Here is a 16,826-nt window from a genome sequence, read left to right on the forward strand (position 1 = left end):
GCAACCTCTCGAAGGAAAGCGCCGCGCTCCTGGCGGCCAACCCCGCGGTGGACGGCAGCGAGCTGATCCGCTTCGACAAGGTCACCAAGCGCTTCGGCGCCAACACCGTCCTCGACTCCCTCGACTTCACGGTCTCCTCCGGCAAGCACGTCACCCTCATCGGCCCGTCCGGGTCGGGCAAGACCACGATCCTGCGGCTGCTGATGACCCTGACCAGGCCCGACGAGGGCACGATCAAGGTCGACGGCGACTACCTCACGCACGAGGAGCGCGGCGGCGGGCTCGTCCCGGCCGGCGAGAAGCACGTGCGCGAGGTCCGCAAGAAGATCGGCATGGTCTTCCAGCAGTTCAACCTGTTCCCCAACATGAAGGTGATGCGGAACATCACCGAGGCCCCGGTCCACGTCCTCGGCCTGTCCGCGGACGAGGCGGAGGCGCGGGCCCGCGAGCTGCTGGAGCTGGTCGGTCTGACCGAGCACGCCGACAAGTACCCCACCCAGCTGTCCGGCGGCCAGCAGCAGCGCGTCGCCATCGCCCGCGCCCTGGCCATGCGCCCGCAGGTGCTGCTGCTGGACGAGGTGACGTCCGCGCTCGACCCGGAGCTGGTGGCCGGGGTGCTGGACGTGCTGCGCGACATCGCGCACACCACGGACATCACGATGCTGTGCGTCACCCACGAGATGAACTTCGCACGGGACATCTCCGACGACGTCCTCATGTTCGACGCGGGCCGGGTGATCGAGTCCGGCTCCCCGGAGAAGATATTCAGCGAACCCGACCACGAGCGCACCCGGCAGTTCCTCAGCGCGGTTCTGTGACCCACCGCGGTGCTCGGACGTCAAAAGTTGAACAAGGTTTAAGTTCCGAGGTCCGAGCACCGGGGGCATGACCCTGGCATATGCCGCTGGTTCTGCGTCCCTGCTCGGAGCAGTGCGCGACCCGCAGAATCCGGTCAACAGCCGCTCACAACACGGTTCTTGGCCGTTATCGTGGATGTGATTCGCTGTCCAGGACTACGGCCAAGTTGTGGAGCGACGCTTACAGACCGGCGTCGCGGAGCTACCGAGCGAGCGCAGGGGGAACACCGTGGCGCTGAAGCACGAGCCGACCGCGCCGTACCACTCGGCCCAGGACGCCCTGCGCGTCCTGGAGACGGTGGCACGGCACACGACCGGAATCAACGACACCGAGCTCGTCCGGCACACCAACCTCGACCCGGAGCGGCTGACCACCCTCCTGAGGATGCTGCGCCGCGAGGGATACGTGGAGCAGATCACCGACGGGGGGTACATCTCCGGCGACGCCCTCAGTCGCCTCGGCTCCGCGCAGGGCCGGGAGAAGGCGCTGCGCGACAAGATCCAGCGCAGGCTGGACCGGCTGCGCGACTCCGTGGGCGCGGCCGTCTACTTGAGCCGATACGTCGACGGCGAGGTGAAGATCTCCCAGTACGCGGACGGCCCGACCACGCCGGTGGTCAACGAGTGGGTGGACTTCCGCTACTCGGCCCACGCCACCGCGATCGGCAAGAGCCTGCTCGGCCAGCTCGACCTGGCCGGCCGGCGCGACCACCTCGCCCGCCACAAGCTGCCGAGGCTCACCTCGCGCACCATCACCAGCGACCGCATGCTGCTGTCCCGGCTGGAGTCCCAGCCGCCCACCGTGCCCCACCTGGACCTCCAGGAGTACGCGATCGGCACGGTCTGCGCGGCCGTACCGATCACGGCAGGGTCGACGGTGGGATGCCTGGCACTGTCCCTGCCGGTGGAGCACGCCCACCGGCTGCGCCGGGCCGCGGACACACTCAACCGGAACGCGGCTCCGGTACTGCTGTCGCTCACGATCTGACCGCCCGGGGGGTGGTCGGAACCACCCCCCGGGACCGGGTAGTATTTTCTTCGTCGCCGACCACAGGCCCCCAGGTCAAGTGGTTGGTGAGAGTCATGCGCCGCTAGCTCAGTTGGTTAGAGCAGCTGACTCTTAATCAGCGGGTCCGGGGTTCGAGTCCCTGGCGGCGCACCGGACCGATGGGTCCCTCGTGGGAGCGAGGGGCCCATCGGCGTTTTCCGGGGTCAGCCTCCGGTAGGCCCGCTCCCCCGGCGGCCGCCACCACACCGGCTCGGGGCACCGGAAGCCCTCGCGTCTGAGCCCCGCCCGGTGGATCTTGTTCGTGGCGGTGACCGGCATCCGCTCCACCACCCGCACGAACCGGGGCGCCATCTTCGTGCCGAGATCCGGCTGGTCGGCCAGGAAGGCGGCGAACCCCGCCGGCTCGAAGCTCCCGGCGATCGTCGCCATCACCTGGTCGCCGGTCACGGGGTCGGGCACCGCGTACACGGCGACGGCGTCGGCGCCCTCGTAGCGGGCGAGGATGTGCTCGATCATCGCCGCGGCCAGGTTCTCGCCGTCGACGCGGATGCGGTCGTCGGTGCGGCCGGCGAAGTACAGGTATCCGTCGGCGTCCCGGTAGAAGAGGTCACCGGTCCAGTAGGCGCCGCCCCGGCGCCGCTCGGCCTCCGCCGCGGGGTTGCGCCAGTACCCCTCGAAGGGGTTCGGACCGCGGTTGACCAGTTCCCCTATCGCCTCGTCCCCGTTGAGCAGCCGCCCCTCGGCGTCGAACCGGGCCGTCCCGCACTCCCGCCCCGTCTCCCAGTCGAGTACGACGAGACCGGGCCCCGCCCGCCCCACCGCCCCGGCCGGCGTCCCCGGCGACCACTGGATCGCCGCCCCGCCCTCCGAGGAGCCGTACCCCTCCACCAGCCGCACCCCGAACCGCCGCTCGAAGGCCGCCGCGTCCACGGCCCCCGCCTCCGTGCCGAAGCCGAGCCGCAGCGGGTTGTCGCGGTCGTCGTCGCGCTCCTCGGTCGCCAGGACGTACTGCACGGCCCGACCGACGTAGGTGAAGTACGTCGCCTCGAACCTCCGTACGTCCGGCAGGAAGCCGGAGGCGGAGAACCGTCGCCGCAGCGCCACCCCCGCTCCGGCCACCAGCGCGGGCGCCCAGTCGGCGATCACGGCGTTGCCGTGGAACATCGGCATGCAGACGTAGTGCACGTCCTCACGCCGCACGCCGAACTGGCCGACCAGGGAGGCCCCGGCGGCGGCCAGTCGGCCCTGGGTGCAGATCGCGGCCTTGGGGGCGCCGGTGGAGCCGGAGGTGAAGTACAGCAGCAGCCGGTCCTCGGGACGCGCGCGGGACGGGTCCGGCACGGCGGCCGTATACGGGGCGAGGAGGTCGTCGTACTCCTCGCCGTCCGTCAACAGCAGGCGCACGTCCGAGAGTTCGAGGCCGGTGAGGAGCTGGAGGCCGGCGTGCTCGGTGACGACGATCCGGCACTCGGTGTGCAGGATGTCGCGGGCCAGTTCGGGGCCGCGTCGGGTGGGGTTGATGCCGGCGACGGCGGCCCCGGCGAGGGCCGCGGCCGCCAGCCACAGCGGGTACTCCGGGGTGTTGTCGAGCAGCACGCCCACGTGCGGTTCGGCGCCGGGCGGCAGGAGGTCGGTCAGCAGGGCCGCCCGGGCGGCGGCACCGGCGGCGAACTCGTGATGGGTGAGCACCCGGTCCCCGCACCACAGGCCGGGCCGGTGGTCCCCCCACCGCTCGGCCACGAGCTCCGCGACCGTGCGCCTCTTCACCCCACTGGTCTCCATGGCGGCGCACGGTAGTTGACGGATCGTCAGATGTGGAGGGCTACGGCATCACCTCGTGCGCCGCGCTGAAGCCGACGTGCACGACGAGCATGAAGAAGAGGCAGAAGGCGATGAACACACCGAAGAAGGCGATCAGGCAGCCCTGTTCGGCGAGCAGCCGGCCGGGCCGGGGCGGCTTCGCCGTGGCCCGCTCCGGGTGTTCGGCGGTGTAGCGCACGGTGACGATGTCGCCGGTGACGATCGTCCCCGGGCCGTTGTGCTCCTCGAAGCGGACGGCCCGGCCCTCGCGGGTGGTGAACTCGTAGACGTGGTGCAGCGTCGTGGTCGCGGAGCTGTCGCCGCCGCCCCCGCTGGTCGTGGTGTAGGTGTTCAGGCAGCGCGCCTCGGCGGTGAGCCCGCTGTTCCAGGCGCCGCTGATGTGCCGGGCGCGGCGCAGCACCGTGATCAGGGCGGTGAGCGCGCCGGCGATCATGAGGCCGGGCACGACGTAGAAGAAGAGCTCCATGTGCATCCCCCGAGGTCGAAAACGCCGGCCTCGGACGGCCGGCGTGGCAGGAACCTACCCACGCCGGCCGGGCGATTGGCTCAAGGAACCCTCAGAAGGTGACGTCCGAGCAGGCGTAGAACGCGTTGCCCGTGTCGGCGATCGTCCACACGGCGACGATCACATGACGTCCGCTGAGCCCGGACGGCAGGGTGCCGCTGTGCGAGAGGGTGGAGGGAGGACGCTGACCGCCGTAGGGGACGGTCAGGAACGGTGTGGTGTTGAGGTCGGAGCGGGCCAGGTTGTGGTTCTGGTTCCAGCCCTGCCTGGTGACGTAGTACTTGAAGTCGGTCGTGGCGTGCATGGCGGTGAACTGCCAGCGGAAGGTGTAGCTCTGGCCGCCCGTCACCCTGGTGGCGGGCCAGGCTCCGCCGGACGGCGTCCTCGGGCTGTCGAGCTGGGCGAAGCGGGTGTTGCCGCCGGAGCAGATCGCGCCGTCGGCCGGTCCGGAGGCCGGGAAGCCCTTGGGGCCCTCGACGCTCTGCGGCTCGTACTGGATGTCGCCGCAGTTGGTCACCGTGCCGTTGGCGCAGAGCTTCTGCCTGCTGATGGGGAGGTCGGTGTAGCCGTGGCCGCTGGCGCCGCCGGTGGACAGTACGAGTGCTCCGGTGGTCGCGAGGCCCACCACGGCCCCGTAGAACTTGGTCTTTCTGCGCATGCTGCCGCTCCTGGAGAACGTGGGGGAAGTTCCGTGAGGCGTGCAGGTCTAGACCAAGTCCCAGATTATTGCCGTGGGTTGACCATGTCCATACCATTCACGGCGTCTGTTCTCCGCGTCCGGCGCAGAAGGCGACCGTCAGGTCCTTCACCAGCGCCTTGCGTTCGTAGTCGTCCAGTTCGACCAGTCCCCGCACGGTCAGCCGGGTCACCGTGTCCTCCACCGAGTCCACCACCGACGTCAGCACGCTCGCCCGGTGCTGGGCGTCCAGCGCGGCGATACGGCGGCGGTGCATCGCGGCGGCGACCTCGGGGGCGTACTCGATGCGCACCGGACGGACCGAGAACACCTCGAGACCGACCGGTGCCGCGTCCGCCGCGACCACCCGGGTCAGCGCCTCCCCGGCCGCCTCGACCGAGTCCCGCGGCCCGCCGGGCATCTCCACCGGCACCCGCGCCAGCCCCGCCTCCACGCACTCGCGCAAGTACGTCTCGTGGTCCTCGACGCCGAGCACCGCCCGTGCGGTGTCCCGCACCCGCCACACCACCAGCACCACGACCCGCAGCGCCACCCCGTTGCCGTCGGCCGCCGGCATCGGCTCGCTCCGCCAGTGCCGCAGCCGCACGTCGACCCGGCGGCGCAGCAGCAGCGGGTTGACCCACATCAGGCCGGTGCGCCGGACCGTCCCCCGGTAGCGGCCGAACAGCCCGAGCACCCAGGCCCGCCCGGTACGCCCGCGCGCCAGACCGCCGAAACCGAACAGGCCGAGGGTGCCGGCACCCGCGTACGCGGCCCACTGCGCGGGACCGAGACCGCCACCCGCGCACCCCGGCAGCCTGAGCGCCTCCACCGCGAGCGGCGGCAGGACGCCCGCCCACCAGGAGTTGGCCAGAGCGCCGGCCAGCCCGCACGCCCCGGCGAACACGCCCGCCGCGCCGGGCAGCACCCTGGCCGGGCGTTCGGCCAGTTCGGAGTCGACCTGCGGGGCCGGGCGGGGCCTGGCGGGCGCCGGGCGGCGCAGGCGCGGCTGTTCGCCGGTGCCCTGCCGCCGTCCGACGATGGCGGGGCGCACCGGCACCGGCGCCGGGTCGGGGTCGTCGCGGAAGAGCAGGTGGACGGGGATCTCCATGGTCGCCTCGTTCTGGATGAGACGTGCGGGTCCGGGTCTGCTCGGCCCCTCGGAATCAGGGGTCGGTGAAGTGGTCGTCGTGCTCATGCGTGCCTCCAGCCTCCGCGCCAGATGCGTCACAACAGATGGGTCACCACGGGTGGATCACAACAGGTGGTCACAGCCGAACGGCTCAGGAGAACAGGCGCCTCCAGGTCTCCGGCCCCGGAAAGCCGTCCGCGGCGCCGCCCCGCCAGCCCTGGGCACGCTGGAAGGCCTCGACGTTACGACGGTCCGCCTCGCCCCAACGCGGACCCGGACCCGTCCTGTAGTACTTGCCGAACCCCTTCTTCACCAGCTGCTTCCCGAGCAGCGTGACGTACTGGTTGTTCGCGCCCGGCCGGAACATCGCGCGCCCCGGGTAGCCGGGCACCCCGTGCGAGGCCGGCGCTCCCGCGGCTCCCGTCGACGGAACCGTGCCCGTGCCGTCGGCCGGGGTCGTGCCCGCCGCCGGGACGTTCCTGCCCTCCCCCGTCACCAGCAGCGCCCAGGTCTGCGGCCCCGGCAGTCCGTCGGCGTCCGCGCCCTGCCAGCCCTGAGCCAGCTGGAAGGCCTGGGTGGCCCGCCGGTCGGCGTCGGACCAGCGCGGGCCGGGACCCGAGGTGTAGAAACGGGCGGCGCCGCGCGCCACGAGCATCTGACCGAGCTGGGTGACGTACTTGTTGTCGGCGCCGGGGCCGAAAGAGCCCGCTCCGGGGAACACCGTGGCGGGGTGGTCCGAGGAGGCCGGCGTCACCGGCGTCGAGCCCGTCCCCGGGTCGCCCGCGTCCGCCGCTAGCCCCTTGTACCGGTAGGCGAGGTACTGGTCCGAGTGGCTCCAGTAGGCGTACGGGGTGGCCTGCCGGCGGGCGTGAGGGCGGGTCTCCTCGTAGGCGATGTAGTAGGTGTGGGTGTAGTCGGTCCAGCCGCCGAAAATGACGACGTGCGAGCCGTTCTCCGGGTTCGCCGGATTGTGGAACAGCAGAATGTCGCCGGGTTCCAGGGCATCCTTGGGAATCCGGTCGCCGTACTTGTCGAGGCTGCCCGTCCATTCGTTCCCCGGCAGGTTCCAGGCCATCGAGACGAAGCCCGAGCAGTCCTGCCGGTAACCGTCGGGCCAGTAGTCCGTCATGCTGTACGGCACCTCGGCGGCGACCCATTTCTTGGCCCGGTTGATGATCTCCGCACGGGTGGTCGTGGGCGTCCTGAGCGTCTGCGCCGGCTTGACGGGCCTGCCGCCCGGTCCGTGCAGCGGGGCCTTGCCGCCCTGCGGGGTGGTGGGCTCGTCCCCCGTGTCACCTGCGGGAACGCCCGGACCCGGGGGTGCTTGCGGGGCGGCGACTGCGGGCACCGCGTACCCGGCGCCGAGGGCCGCGGCGGCCGCCGCGACGATCACCGTCCCGGCGGTCCCCCCGCCCGGGCGCAGCCGGGAACGGTGGCGGGCAGCGGGGTGGTGGAACGCCTTGGAGGGGGAAAGCACCCGGCGCCAGTGCAGGCATCCGGGGCAGTCGCAGTCGCTCACGGGATCGAATTCCTCGAATACCGGAGTCTCCATGCGATTCCCCTCACACTCCAGGCCGAAATCTCCGCACTCGTGCACGTCTGCCAGTTTCCCAACTGTGTTCCGCGCGCGCATTCTGACGGTCCGAATGACGTAACGCCCCTCACCCTCCCCCCGGCCCCTTGGCCCGCCCGCGGTCGGGAGCAGCCCCGGAGATCGGGTAGAGTTGCGGCGTCAGCAGGCGCCGCTAGCTCAGTTGGTTAGAGCAGCTGACTCTTAATCAGCGGGTCCGGGGTTCGAGTCCCTGGCGGCGCACGTTGTCGATGGCGAGGCATGTTCGCGGAGAACGCGAACCGGCCTCGCCATCGTCGTCTCCGCGCGGCTGCGCCGCGCGGCCGCATCGGGCGCAAGGCCCTCCACAGCAGTGGGGGCCTTTCGCATGTGGCCGGAACGGGGGCCTCGCCCTGTTTGGCCGGATACCCTCTCGCCATGGCAGCCCGAGACCTCCAGGAGCGGATCAAGAAGCTCATCATCGACCGCAGGCTGCCCTCCGGGGCCCCGCTGCCGACCGAGCCCGAACTGATGGAGTTCCTCGGCGCGAGCCGGAACTCGGTGCGCGAGGCACTCAAGGCGCTGCAGGCGATGGGCATCGTGGAGATCCGGCACGGCTTCGGGACGTACGTCGGCCCGATGTCGCTGGCCCCGATGATCGAGGGCCTGGCCTTCCGCACGGTGGCCGGGCACCACCGCGGCGAGAACTCCCTGCTGCAGCTGCTGGAGCTGCGCGAGGCGGTGGAGACGGGGCTGGTGTCACGGCTCGCGGGGCGGATCCCGGAACGGGACCTCGTTGAACTCGACGCGCTCGTGGACCGTATGGAACGGGAGGCCGCACACGGAGGTGCCGGCCTCGCCGAGACCGACCGCGCGTTTCACGCCACCCTCTACCGGGGTCTGGACAACGTGTTGCTGGGCGAGGTCCTGGAAGCGTTCTGGGACACCTTCCACCGTGTGCACACGGATCTGGGAGGTGCTCCGCCCGACCACAGGATCACCTGCGAACAGCACCGGGACATCCTCGACGCGGTGCGGTCCGGCGACTCGGTACGGGCGGAGGAGGCCATAAGAGAGCACTTCGGCAACCTGCGCGCACGGCTGTCCACCACTGGTCCACAAGACCCCCACACGCACCGCAATGAACGCGTATGACCGGTAAACAGCGCGTTTCGCATCTTGCGATCATGCTGAACGCCGTAGAACCCTGTTTTCCAAGATGCTGCGGATACGCGGCAGTTGGGGGACTAGTAAGCGGTTGCGGCGTTCTGCGGGGATAGGGGGCCCTGTTCACGAGCCGGTGCCGAGGGGGGCATCATGCAACCGGAAGGGCGCGGTTCCATGTCTACCCGTGTGGAAAGCGTGGTGGCCGCGGCCCGCCGCTGACACGCCTGTGAGGGGTCGAGGGGGACCGTTCACCGGTGGTAAGGAAACGACACGACACGCGCTCACCCGCGTGTGGGGGGATGACTCATGACGTCGACGCCGACGGGCGCCCGGCATAACTTCGACCCGTCCGAAACCACCCAGCCGAGAGTGGATCCTCACCGGAACAGCACGACGGGCCAGTTCCGGCGGATCAAGAAAACCCTGCCGAGATACGACTACGAGCACTACAGCCGACTGGCCGGCCCCCTCACCCAGCCCGACCCGGACAAGCCCTACAAGGTGCAGTACCGCTCACTGCTCTCGCAGGAGCCGCACCGCATAAGGGCCGCCCTGATGCTGGGCGCGGCCCCGCTGCTGTCCCTGGTCCTGCTGGCCTGGCTGCTGCAGCCGGAGCACTGGACCGAACGCGACTACCCGGCCTTCGACTTCCTGCCGGTGCTGGACGTCGTGATGCTCGTCTCGATCGGTCTGATCGAGTTCTTCCGCTGCATGAACGTGCTGTCCAACGCGCACGCCACCCTGGTCGCCCGCGACCCGGTCCCGGTGGTGCCGGAGACCGGCACGAGAGTCGCGTTCATCACGACGTACGTGCCCGGCAAGGAACCCCTGGAGATGGTCACGAAGACCCTGGAGGCGGCCGTACGGCTGCGCCACCGGGGCCTTCTGCACATCTGGCTCCTGGACGAGGGCGACGACGACGAGGTCAAGGCGGTCTGCGAGCGGCTCGGCGTGCACCACTTCTCCCGCAAGGGCGTGGAGCAGTGGAACCAGAAGAAGGGCCCGTTCCGTGCGAAGACCAAGCACGGCAACTACAACGCCTGGCTCCAGGCGCACGGCGACGACTACGACTACTTCGCCTCCGTCGACACCGATCACGTGCCGCTGCCCAACTACCTGGAGCGGATGCTCGGCTTCTTCCGCGACCCGGACGTCGGCTTCGTCATCGGCCCGCAGGTGTACGGCAACTACGACAACCCCATCACCAAGGCGGCCGAGTCCCAGCAGTTCCTCTTCCACGCCCTCATCCAGCGGGCCGGGAACTTCTACGGCGCCCCCATGTTCGTCGGTACGTCGAACGCCGTACGCATCAAGGCCCTGAAGCAGATCGGCGGCCTGTACGACTCGATCACCGAGGACATGGCGACCGGCTTCGAGATCCACCGCCACAAGAACCCGTCGACGGGCAAGAAGTGGCGCTCGGTGTACACGCCGGACGTGCTCGCCGTCGGTGAGGGCCCGGGCGCCTGGACGGACTTCTTCACGCAGCAACTGCGCTGGTCGCGGGGGACGTACGAGACGATCCTCAAGCAGTACTGGAAGGGCTGGTTCTCGCTGCCTCCGGGCAAGCTCTTCAACTACACGATGATGATCATCTTCTACCCGATGTCGGCCCTCAACTGGATCCTGGCGGCGCTGAGTTGCGCGCTGTTCCTGGGCCTGGGCGCCTCGGGTGTGAACATCGACCCGACCGTGTGGCTGATGCTGTACGGCAACGCCTCCGCGCTGCAGATCGGCCTGTACGTCTGGAACCGCCGGCACAACGTCTCCCCGCACGAGCCCGAGGGCTCCGGCGGTGTGGCGGGCATGGTGATGTCGGCGCTGTCGGCTCCGATCTACGCCCGCTCGCTGATGGACGCGGTGCTGCGGCGCAAGAGCAAGTTCGTGGTGACGCCCAAGGGCGACTCGGCCAGCCCGGACACTCTGTTCGGGACCTTCCGCGTCCACCTGTTCTTCATCCTGGTCTTCGGCGCCTCCATCGGTGCCGGTTTCGCGCTGGGTCACTCGCACCCGGCGATGATCACCTGGGCCACGTTCGCCCTGCTGATCACCGCGTCACCGATCTTCGCCTGGCGGTACTCGCTGCGGAAGGCGAAGAAGGAGCCGGTTCCCGTGTACGCGGAGCCGCAGGACGCGCCGCCCGCCGTGCCCTACCAGCCGCGGCCGCTGCCGGAGCGGCAGGCGACACCGCCGCACGGCACCGGGCACAAGCCCACCTGGGCCGCCGCGGACGGCGCCTCGGAGGCGGGAAACGACCAGACGATGCAGATCGCGCTCGGTGGATTCGGGGGACGTAAGGAATGAACGACCGTGCAGGCCGCCGCCGCGCCCGCAGGCTCGCCATCGGGACGGCGGTGGTGCTCGCGCTGGCCGGGATGAACGGTCCGTGGCTGTACCGCTTCGGGACGGCCAAGTATCACCAGTACCAGATCAACAAACCCGAGTACAAAGCGGACAACGGCCACTGGCAGATCGTGGAGTTCCCCAAGGAGTACCGCCAGGACACCATCCACGCGGCGCTCCTTCGCACCGGCAAGGTGCTGATGATCGCCGGCTCGGGCAACAACCAGGACAACTTCAACGCCAAGAGGTTCGACACCCGGATCTGGGACCCGGTCAAGGGCACGATCAAGAAGGTCCCGACGCCGAAGGACCTGTTCTGCACCGGGCACACCCAGCTCGCCAACGGCAATCTGCTGATCGCCGGCGGCACCAAGCGGTACGAGAAGCTGAAGGGGGACATCACCAAGGCCGGCGGCCTGATGGTGGTGCACAACGAGAACCCGGACAAGCCGATCACCCTGCCGGCGGGGACCGTGTTCACCGGCAAGGAGAACGGCAGGACCTTCGTGTCCAAGGACCCGGTGCTCGTGCCGCGCGCGAAGAAGGTCTTCGACAAGGCGACCGGCAGGTTCCTGCGCAACGACCCGGGGCTCGGCCGGATCTACGTCGAGGCGAAGAAGAGCGGCACCAGGTACGAGACCGGCACCCAGGACAACTACCGCATCCAGGGCCTGACCGGTGCCGCGGCGCGCAACACGTACGGCATCGCGCAGAAGCTCGCCCTCGACAAGAAGGACTTCCAGGGGATCAGGGACGCCTTCGAGTTCGACCCGGTCGCCGAGAAGTACATCAAGGTCGACCCGATGAACGAGGCCCGCTGGTACCCGACGCTCACCACGCTGAGCGACGGCAGGATCCTCAGCGTCTCCGGGCTCGACGACATCGGCCAGCTGGTGCCGGGCAAGAACGAGATCTTCGACCCGAAGACGAAGACGTGGACGTACACGTCGAAGATCCGGCAGTTCCCGACCTACCCGGCGCTCTTCCTGATGCAGAACGGCAAGATCTTCTACTCGGGTTCGAACGCCGGCTACGGGCCGGACAACGTCGGCCGTGTTCCGGGCATCTGGGACGTCGCCACGAACAGGTTCACCAAGCTGCCCGGGCTCAGCGACGCGAACGAGATGGAGACGTCCGGGACGGTGCTGCTGCCGCCGGCGCAGGACGAGAAGTTCCTGGTGATCGGTGGTGGCGGGGTCGGCGAGTCCAAGCTGTCCAGCAACAGGACCCGGCTCATCGGCCTCAAGGACAAGAACCCGAAGTTCAAGGACGGGCCGACGCTGGAGAAGGGCACGCGGTATCCGCAGTCGTCGATCCTGCCGGACGACTCGGTGCTGGTGTCGGGCGGCTCCGAGGACTACCGCGGGCGCGGCGACTCCAACATCCTGCAGGCCAGGCTCTACCACCCGGACACCAACACCTTCGACCGGGTGGCCGATCCACTGGTGGGACGCAACTACCACTCCGGGTCGATCCTGCTGCCGGACGGGCGCGTGATGTTCTTCGGCTCGGACTCGCTCTACGGCGACAAGGCCAACACCAAGCCCGGCACGTTCGAGCAGCGCATCGAGATCTACACGCCGCCCTATCTGTACCGGGACTCCCGGCCGTCGCTGTCCGGCGGACCGCAGACGATCGCGCGCGGCGGGACGGGCACGTTCACCTCGCCGCAGGCCTCCGCCATCAAGAAGGTGCGGCTGATCCGGCCCAGTGCGTCGACCCATGTGACCGACGTCGACCAGCGGTCGGTCGCCCTGGACTTCAAGACGTCGGGGAACAAGGTGACGGTGACCATGCCGAAGAACCGGAACCTGGTCACCGCCGGCTGGTACATGCTGTTCGTGGACGACGACCAGGGGACGCCGAGCAAGGCACAGTGGGTCAAGGTGCCGTAGCGCGCGGCTACTCGGCAGCCTTGGCGAGGGCGAGTGCGTAACTCGCCCACCACTGCCCGGCCGCCGGGCCGCCCCGGCAGGTGCCGTCCGACTCCCCCGGCCGCTTGACCCACAGGTAGGCGTCCACGAGGGGGTCGGCGGTCCTGGTCGTCGGCGCCTCCCCGAGCGCCCGGCCCGGCGGGTTGCACCAGTTCTCGGCGGGCTTCCCACCCGTGTACGGGCCGTTGCCGTTGCGGCTGGTGTCGATGACGAAGTGCTTGCCGCCGACCTTGGCGGAGAGCCGCTTGCCGTAGGCGATGGAGTCCTTCGTCGAGTAGAAGTTGGAGACGTTGACCGAGAAGCCGTCGGCCTGGGCGATGCCCGCGCGCTGGAGGGGCTGGAAGATCTGGTCGGGGTGGCCCCAGCCGGCGTTGCCCGCGTCCAGGTAGACCCTGGTGGACTTCAGGGACTTCAGCTTGCTTATGGCGTAGTCGAGCAGGGCGTAGCGCTCCTCCTGGAACTGGCCCGGCGTGCAGCCGTCCACCAGGTGCAGTACGGCGTCGGGTTCCAGGATCACCATCGCCGGGCGGTCCTGGATGCCCGCGGCCACCCCGTCGATCCAGGCGCGGTAGGCGTTGCCGTCGGCGGCGCCGCCCTGCGAGTACTGGCCGCAGTCGCGGTGCGGGATGTCGTAGAGCACCAGCAGGGCCGTGCGGCCGGCCTTGTCGGCGGCCTCGGTGAAGCCCCTGGCCTCCTGCTCCGGGTTCTCCGGGCCGATCCACTCACCGGTCGGCTGCTCGGCGATCTTCCGGATCCGCTCGGCCTCGGTGTCCTTGCCGGCCTTGGCGTACGCGGCGACCTGGCGGGCCGCGTTGCCGTCCGGGTTGACCCAGAACGGGTCGCTGTCCTTGGGCTGTTGGGTGATCCTGGCGCCGGCGTCGCCGTCCTTGCCGTCACCGCCGCCGGAGGAACACCCCGCCACCAGCAGCGCCGCCCCCAGCACCACCGCGGAAGCCCTCATCGCGGTCCCGAAGGCGAACCCCGACCCAGCCCCCCTGCTGCCGTACATCCAACTCCCCCTTGGGTGCACCGGTCCAAGTCTCAATCCTGACATAGCGGCGCGCCGCCCACGAGATCGCCCGAGCCTTGTCGGGGAGCTGTTACAGCACCGACGGGCAAGGGCCGCGCAGCACGCCGAGTCGTGGCCCGCGCGGGAGCGAGACCGTGCTGACGCGGCACTGGAACGACGAGCCACCAGGGCCTATGACACAGAGCCACCGGAGCGGAACCTGGCGTCATAACCCTCTAGGCTCTGGCGCTCATTCGTTCTAGGGTGTTCTCACATGGCCCCGGCCCCCGGCCATTCGGTCACCACCGGAACTTCCGCACCTCCCGCGCCGGACGCCGGGTTACTCCCGCAACCCGTGCGCGCGCGGTCGAGGACCAGCCCGGTCGACGGCTTCCGGGGGAGCGGGCCGTCGACCGGGCCAGGTACCCCTGGGTCTCATGCGCCGGTTCCGGTGAGGTACGCCGACACGACCACGTTCGCCGTGTAGCTGCGGTCGGCCGGGTCGAAGGTGCCGCCGCAGGTGATCAGGCGCAGTTCGGCGCGGCCCGGCCGGTGGACGCCGTAGGCCTGCCGGGCGTCGAAGTGGTCGCGGGTGAGGACCCGGACGTCGTCGACGGTGAACTCGGCGACGTGGCCGTCGTCGCGGACCACGCGGACGGTCCGGCCGGGTGTCAGGGTGCTGAGCTTGTAGAAGACGGCGGGCCGGGTCTCGGTGTCGACGTGCCCCACCATCACGGCGGCTCCCGCGGCCCCCGGCTCGGCGCCGGCCGCGTACCACCCGACCACGCCCGCCTGGTCGAACGGCGGCGGATCGACCGCTCCCGCCCGGTCCAGCCCGCGCGCCACCACCGGCGCCTGCACGCCGAGGGCCGGAATGTCGAGGCGCTGCGGCAGCGCGTTGCCCAACGGGCGGGCGGCGGGCGGCAGTTCCACGGCCGGGGGCCGCCCGATCGCCGCCATGTCACCGGTGGCCGGCCCGGAGATCCCCGGCCGCACCTCGGTCACGTCCCGCCCCCACAGCCACAGCCCGAGCAGCAGCACGGCCCAGGCGCCACCGGTCAGCAGCCGCCCGGACCCCGTGGAACGGCGCCGGTCGAACTCGCCGTCGCGGAAGTCGTCACGCATGGGCGGGACGTTCCGTCAGCGGGGCCGGCCGGGAGCGGAGGGAGCGGGGAGCAGCCTCCGAGGCACCGTCCGGGCGGGGTCCGGCGGGGGCGGCCGGCGGAAGCGGAAGGCGAGCGGGGGGTGGGGCGGTGTCGAAGGCATGTGCGCGGAGGGCGGGGGCGGGTGCGGGCATGGGCCGGTCACTCCGTCTCACGGCGGCGGCGGGCGCTCAGTACCGCCACGGTGGTCGCGGCGACTCCGGCGAGGATCAGGCCCGTGATCGCGTGCGCCGTGCCGGGGCCGGTCGTCCGGGTGTCGACGGTGGCGAAGTGGGCCGTACCGCCGCCGCCCGCGTCGACCGGGGCGATCGGCGAGGCGGGTGTGGAGGGGTGCGTCCCCTGCGCCACGACCGTGATCGTGGCCTTGATCTCGACGTCGGCGCAGCCGACCTTCACGTCGTAGGCGCCGGGTTCCGCCGAGGAGCGGATCCTGGTCTCCCCGGCCAGGGCTCCGTCGGGGCCGCCCGCGAGCCGCGCGTCCGCGACGAACGCCTTCGAGACCGCGGTGGCCGTCTTCCCGGTGCACCCGGTCACCCGCAGGCCGACGTCGGCGCCGGCGGCCGGGGACGACGGGGTCACCGAGACGGTGCCGCCTCCTCCGTCCGTCGCGTACGCCGCCGGGGTGAGGGCGCAGGCACCCAGAAGCCCTGCACAGAGAGTGAGGCGAAGTGAGCCCATCGTGAAACCTCCAGATATCTGGAGACTCCCCCGCACACCCCGGCCCCGCATCCTCAAAAGGGCCCGCACTGCTCCGAACGGGGTAAGAAGGGTTTCAGCGCCGTCTGCCCGCGTTGTCGGGCGCCGTCGTCAGATCAGCTCGACGAGATCGGCGATCGAGTCGACGACGTGGGACGGCCGGTACGGGAAGTCCTCGATCTGCCCCGGCCCGGTCAGCCCGGTGAGGACCAGGAACGTCTGCATCCCCGCCTCCATCCCGGCGAGGACGTCGGTGTCCATGCGGTCGCCGATCATCGCGCTGGTCTCGGAGTGCGCCCCGATCGCGTTGAGCCCGGTGCGCATCATCAGCGGGTTGGGCTTGCCCGCGAAGTACGGCTTCCTGCCGGTCGCCTTGGTGATCAGCGCGGCGACGGCGCCGGTCGCAGGCAGCGGACCCTCGTGGGAGGGGCCGGTCTCGTCCGGGTTGGTGGCGATGAAGCGGGCGCCGTTGCGGATGAGCCGCACCGCCTGCGTCATGGCCTCGAAGGAGTACGTACGGGTCTCGCCGAGGACGACGTAGTCCGGTTCGTGGTCGGTGAGGATGTACCCGATGTCGTGCAGGGCGGTGGTCAGCCCCGCCTCCCCGATGACGTACGCCGAGCCGCCCGGCCGCTGGTCGTCCAGGAACTGGGCGGTGGCCAGCGCGGAGGTCCAGATGGACTCGACCGGCACGTCCAGGCCCATGCGCCGCAGCCGGGCGTGCAGGTCGCGCGGGGTGTAGATGGAGTTGTTGGTCAGGACCAGGAAGGGCCTGCCGGACTCGCGCAGCTTCTTCAGGAAGGCGTCGGCACCGGGGATCGGTACGCCCTCGTGGATGAGCACACCGTCCATGTCGGTGAGCCACGACTCGATGGGCCTGCGTTCTGCCATGTGCGGGATCTCCTGCCGTACGCATGTACGCGGTGCTGCGTGGGCCCAGCCTAGACAAAGGTCGGATCTTGAGG

At 70.3% G+C, this 16,826-nt stretch carries 13 protein-coding genes, 2 tRNA genes and 1 pseudogene; 7 read left to right on the plus strand and 9 right to left on the minus strand.

Annotated elements, in window-relative coordinates; all coding sequences use genetic code 11:
• The first annotated feature begins 47 nt into the window (after positions 1-47).
• From ehuA to FBY22_RS36280, 3 genes are all read left to right on the plus strand, one after another.
• Positions 48-818: an ectoine/hydroxyectoine ABC transporter ATP-binding protein EhuA gene (gene ehuA, locus FBY22_RS36270; protein ID WP_142152635.1), complete on the plus strand. Its 771-nt coding sequence runs from the start codon at positions 48-50 to the stop codon at positions 816-818.
• A 268-nt stretch (positions 819-1,086) separates the two neighbouring features.
• Positions 1,087-1,845, plus strand: a complete 759-nt coding sequence (locus FBY22_RS36275; RefSeq protein ID WP_142152197.1) for an IclR family transcriptional regulator — start codon at positions 1,087-1,089, stop codon at positions 1,843-1,845.
• Between the two features lie 97 nt (positions 1,846-1,942).
• Positions 1,943-2,016 (plus strand) — tRNA-Lys (locus tag FBY22_RS36280).
• Here FBY22_RS36280 and FBY22_RS36285 read toward each other — a convergent pair.
• The 5 genes and pseudogenes from FBY22_RS36285 to FBY22_RS36305 form a co-directional block, all read right to left on the minus strand.
• Positions 1,982-3,648 (minus strand): annotated as a pseudogene (locus tag FBY22_RS36285) (long-chain-fatty-acid--CoA ligase). The gene FBY22_RS36280 and the pseudogene FBY22_RS36285 sit on opposite strands and share 35 nt — an antisense overlap.
• A 40-nt stretch (positions 3,649-3,688) precedes the next feature.
• Positions 3,689-4,153: a DUF3592 domain-containing protein gene (locus FBY22_RS36290; protein ID WP_142152198.1), complete on the minus strand. Its 465-nt coding sequence runs from the start codon at positions 4,151-4,153 to the stop codon at positions 3,689-3,691.
• A gap of 91 nt (positions 4,154-4,244) precedes the next feature.
• Positions 4,245-4,850 carry a lytic polysaccharide monooxygenase gene (locus FBY22_RS36295; protein ID WP_142152199.1) on the minus strand — a complete coding sequence of 202 codons (606 nt, stop codon included), beginning with the start codon at positions 4,848-4,850 and terminating at the stop codon, positions 4,245-4,247.
• A gap of 97 nt (positions 4,851-4,947) precedes the next feature.
• Positions 4,948-6,066 carry an SPFH domain-containing protein gene (locus FBY22_RS36300; RefSeq protein ID WP_142152200.1) on the minus strand — a complete coding sequence of 373 codons (1,119 nt, stop codon included), beginning with the start codon at positions 6,064-6,066 and terminating at the stop codon, positions 4,948-4,950.
• An 85-nt stretch (positions 6,067-6,151) separates the two neighbouring features.
• Positions 6,152-7,552, minus strand: a complete 1,401-nt coding sequence (locus FBY22_RS36305; protein WP_142152201.1) for a peptidoglycan-binding protein — start codon at positions 7,550-7,552, stop codon at positions 6,152-6,154.
• A gap of 187 nt (positions 7,553-7,739) precedes the next feature.
• Between FBY22_RS36305 and FBY22_RS36310 the strand changes: the two genes are divergently transcribed.
• The 4 genes from FBY22_RS36310 to FBY22_RS36325 all read left to right on the plus strand — a co-directional run bounded on the left by FBY22_RS36310 (position 7,740) and on the right by FBY22_RS36325 (position 12,954).
• A tRNA-Lys gene (locus FBY22_RS36310) sits at positions 7,740-7,813 on the plus strand.
• Positions 7,814-7,987: 174 nt separating this feature from the next.
• Positions 7,988-8,704, plus strand: a complete 717-nt coding sequence (locus FBY22_RS36315; protein ID WP_142152202.1) for a FadR/GntR family transcriptional regulator — start codon at positions 7,988-7,990, stop codon at positions 8,702-8,704.
• 318 nt (positions 8,705-9,022) lie between these two features.
• A complete protein-coding gene (locus FBY22_RS36320) occupies positions 9,023-11,020 on the plus strand; it encodes a glycosyltransferase family 2 protein (RefSeq protein ID WP_142152203.1) in 1,998 nt (665 codons plus the stop codon).
• A complete protein-coding gene (locus FBY22_RS36325; protein WP_142152204.1) occupies positions 11,017-12,954 on the plus strand; it encodes a kelch motif-containing protein in 1,938 nt (645 codons plus the stop codon). The genes FBY22_RS36320 and FBY22_RS36325 overlap by 4 nt, the downstream gene beginning before the upstream one ends.
• 7 nt (positions 12,955-12,961) lie before the next feature.
• Here FBY22_RS36325 and FBY22_RS36330 read toward each other — a convergent pair whose 3' ends face one another.
• The 4 genes from FBY22_RS36330 to FBY22_RS36345 form a co-directional block, all read right to left on the minus strand.
• Positions 12,962-14,002 (minus strand): glycoside hydrolase family 6 protein, encoded by a 1,041-nt coding sequence (locus FBY22_RS36330; RefSeq protein ID WP_142152205.1) that lies wholly within the window; start codon positions 14,000-14,002, stop codon positions 12,962-12,964.
• A 435-nt stretch (positions 14,003-14,437) separates the two neighbouring features.
• Positions 14,438-15,127, minus strand: a complete 690-nt coding sequence (locus tag FBY22_RS36335) for a class F sortase (protein WP_142152206.1) — start codon at positions 15,125-15,127, stop codon at positions 14,438-14,440.
• Positions 15,128-15,306: 179 nt separating this feature from the next.
• Positions 15,307-15,843 carry a hypothetical protein gene (locus tag FBY22_RS36340; RefSeq protein ID WP_142152207.1) on the minus strand — a complete coding sequence of 179 codons (537 nt, stop codon included), beginning with the start codon at positions 15,841-15,843 and terminating at the stop codon, positions 15,307-15,309.
• 129 nt (positions 15,844-15,972) lie between these two features.
• Entirely contained in the window at positions 15,973-16,752 is a 780-nt protein-coding gene (locus FBY22_RS36345) for an HAD-IIA family hydrolase (protein WP_142152208.1), read from the minus strand.
• Positions 16,753-16,826 lie beyond the last annotated feature (74 nt).

The organism is Streptomyces sp. SLBN-31, assembly GCF_006715395.1.
GTDB lineage: Bacteria > Actinomycetota > Actinomycetes > Streptomycetales > Streptomycetaceae > Streptomyces.

Coding starts and splice junctions, on each gene's coding strand:
- FBY22_RS36320 (WP_142152203.1), top strand. CDS start 9,023: ATGACGTCGACGCCGACGGGCGCCCGGCATAACTTCGACCCGTCCGAA.
- FBY22_RS36335 (WP_142152206.1), bottom strand. CDS start 15,127: ATGCGTGACGACTTCCGCGACGGCGAGTTCGACCGGCGCCGTTCCACG.
- FBY22_RS36340 (WP_142152207.1), bottom strand. CDS start 15,843: ATGGGCTCACTTCGCCTCACTCTCTGTGCAGGGCTTCTGGGTGCCTGC.
- FBY22_RS36305 (WP_142152201.1), bottom strand. CDS start 7,552: ATGGAGACTCCGGTATTCGAGGAATTCGATCCCGTGAGCGACTGCGAC.
- FBY22_RS36300 (WP_142152200.1), bottom strand. CDS start 6,066: ATGAGCACGACGACCACTTCACCGACCCCTGATTCCGAGGGGCCGAGC.
- FBY22_RS36330 (WP_142152205.1), bottom strand. CDS start 14,002: ATGTACGGCAGCAGGGGGGCTGGGTCGGGGTTCGCCTTCGGGACCGCG.
- FBY22_RS36295 (WP_142152199.1), bottom strand. CDS start 4,850: ATGCGCAGAAAGACCAAGTTCTACGGGGCCGTGGTGGGCCTCGCGACC.
- FBY22_RS36315 (WP_142152202.1), top strand. CDS start 7,988: ATGGCAGCCCGAGACCTCCAGGAGCGGATCAAGAAGCTCATCATCGAC.
- FBY22_RS36325 (WP_142152204.1), top strand. CDS start 11,017: ATGAACGACCGTGCAGGCCGCCGCCGCGCCCGCAGGCTCGCCATCGGG.
- FBY22_RS36290 (WP_142152198.1), bottom strand. CDS start 4,153: ATGGAGCTCTTCTTCTACGTCGTGCCCGGCCTCATGATCGCCGGCGCG.
- FBY22_RS36345 (WP_142152208.1), bottom strand. CDS start 16,752: ATGGCAGAACGCAGGCCCATCGAGTCGTGGCTCACCGACATGGACGGT.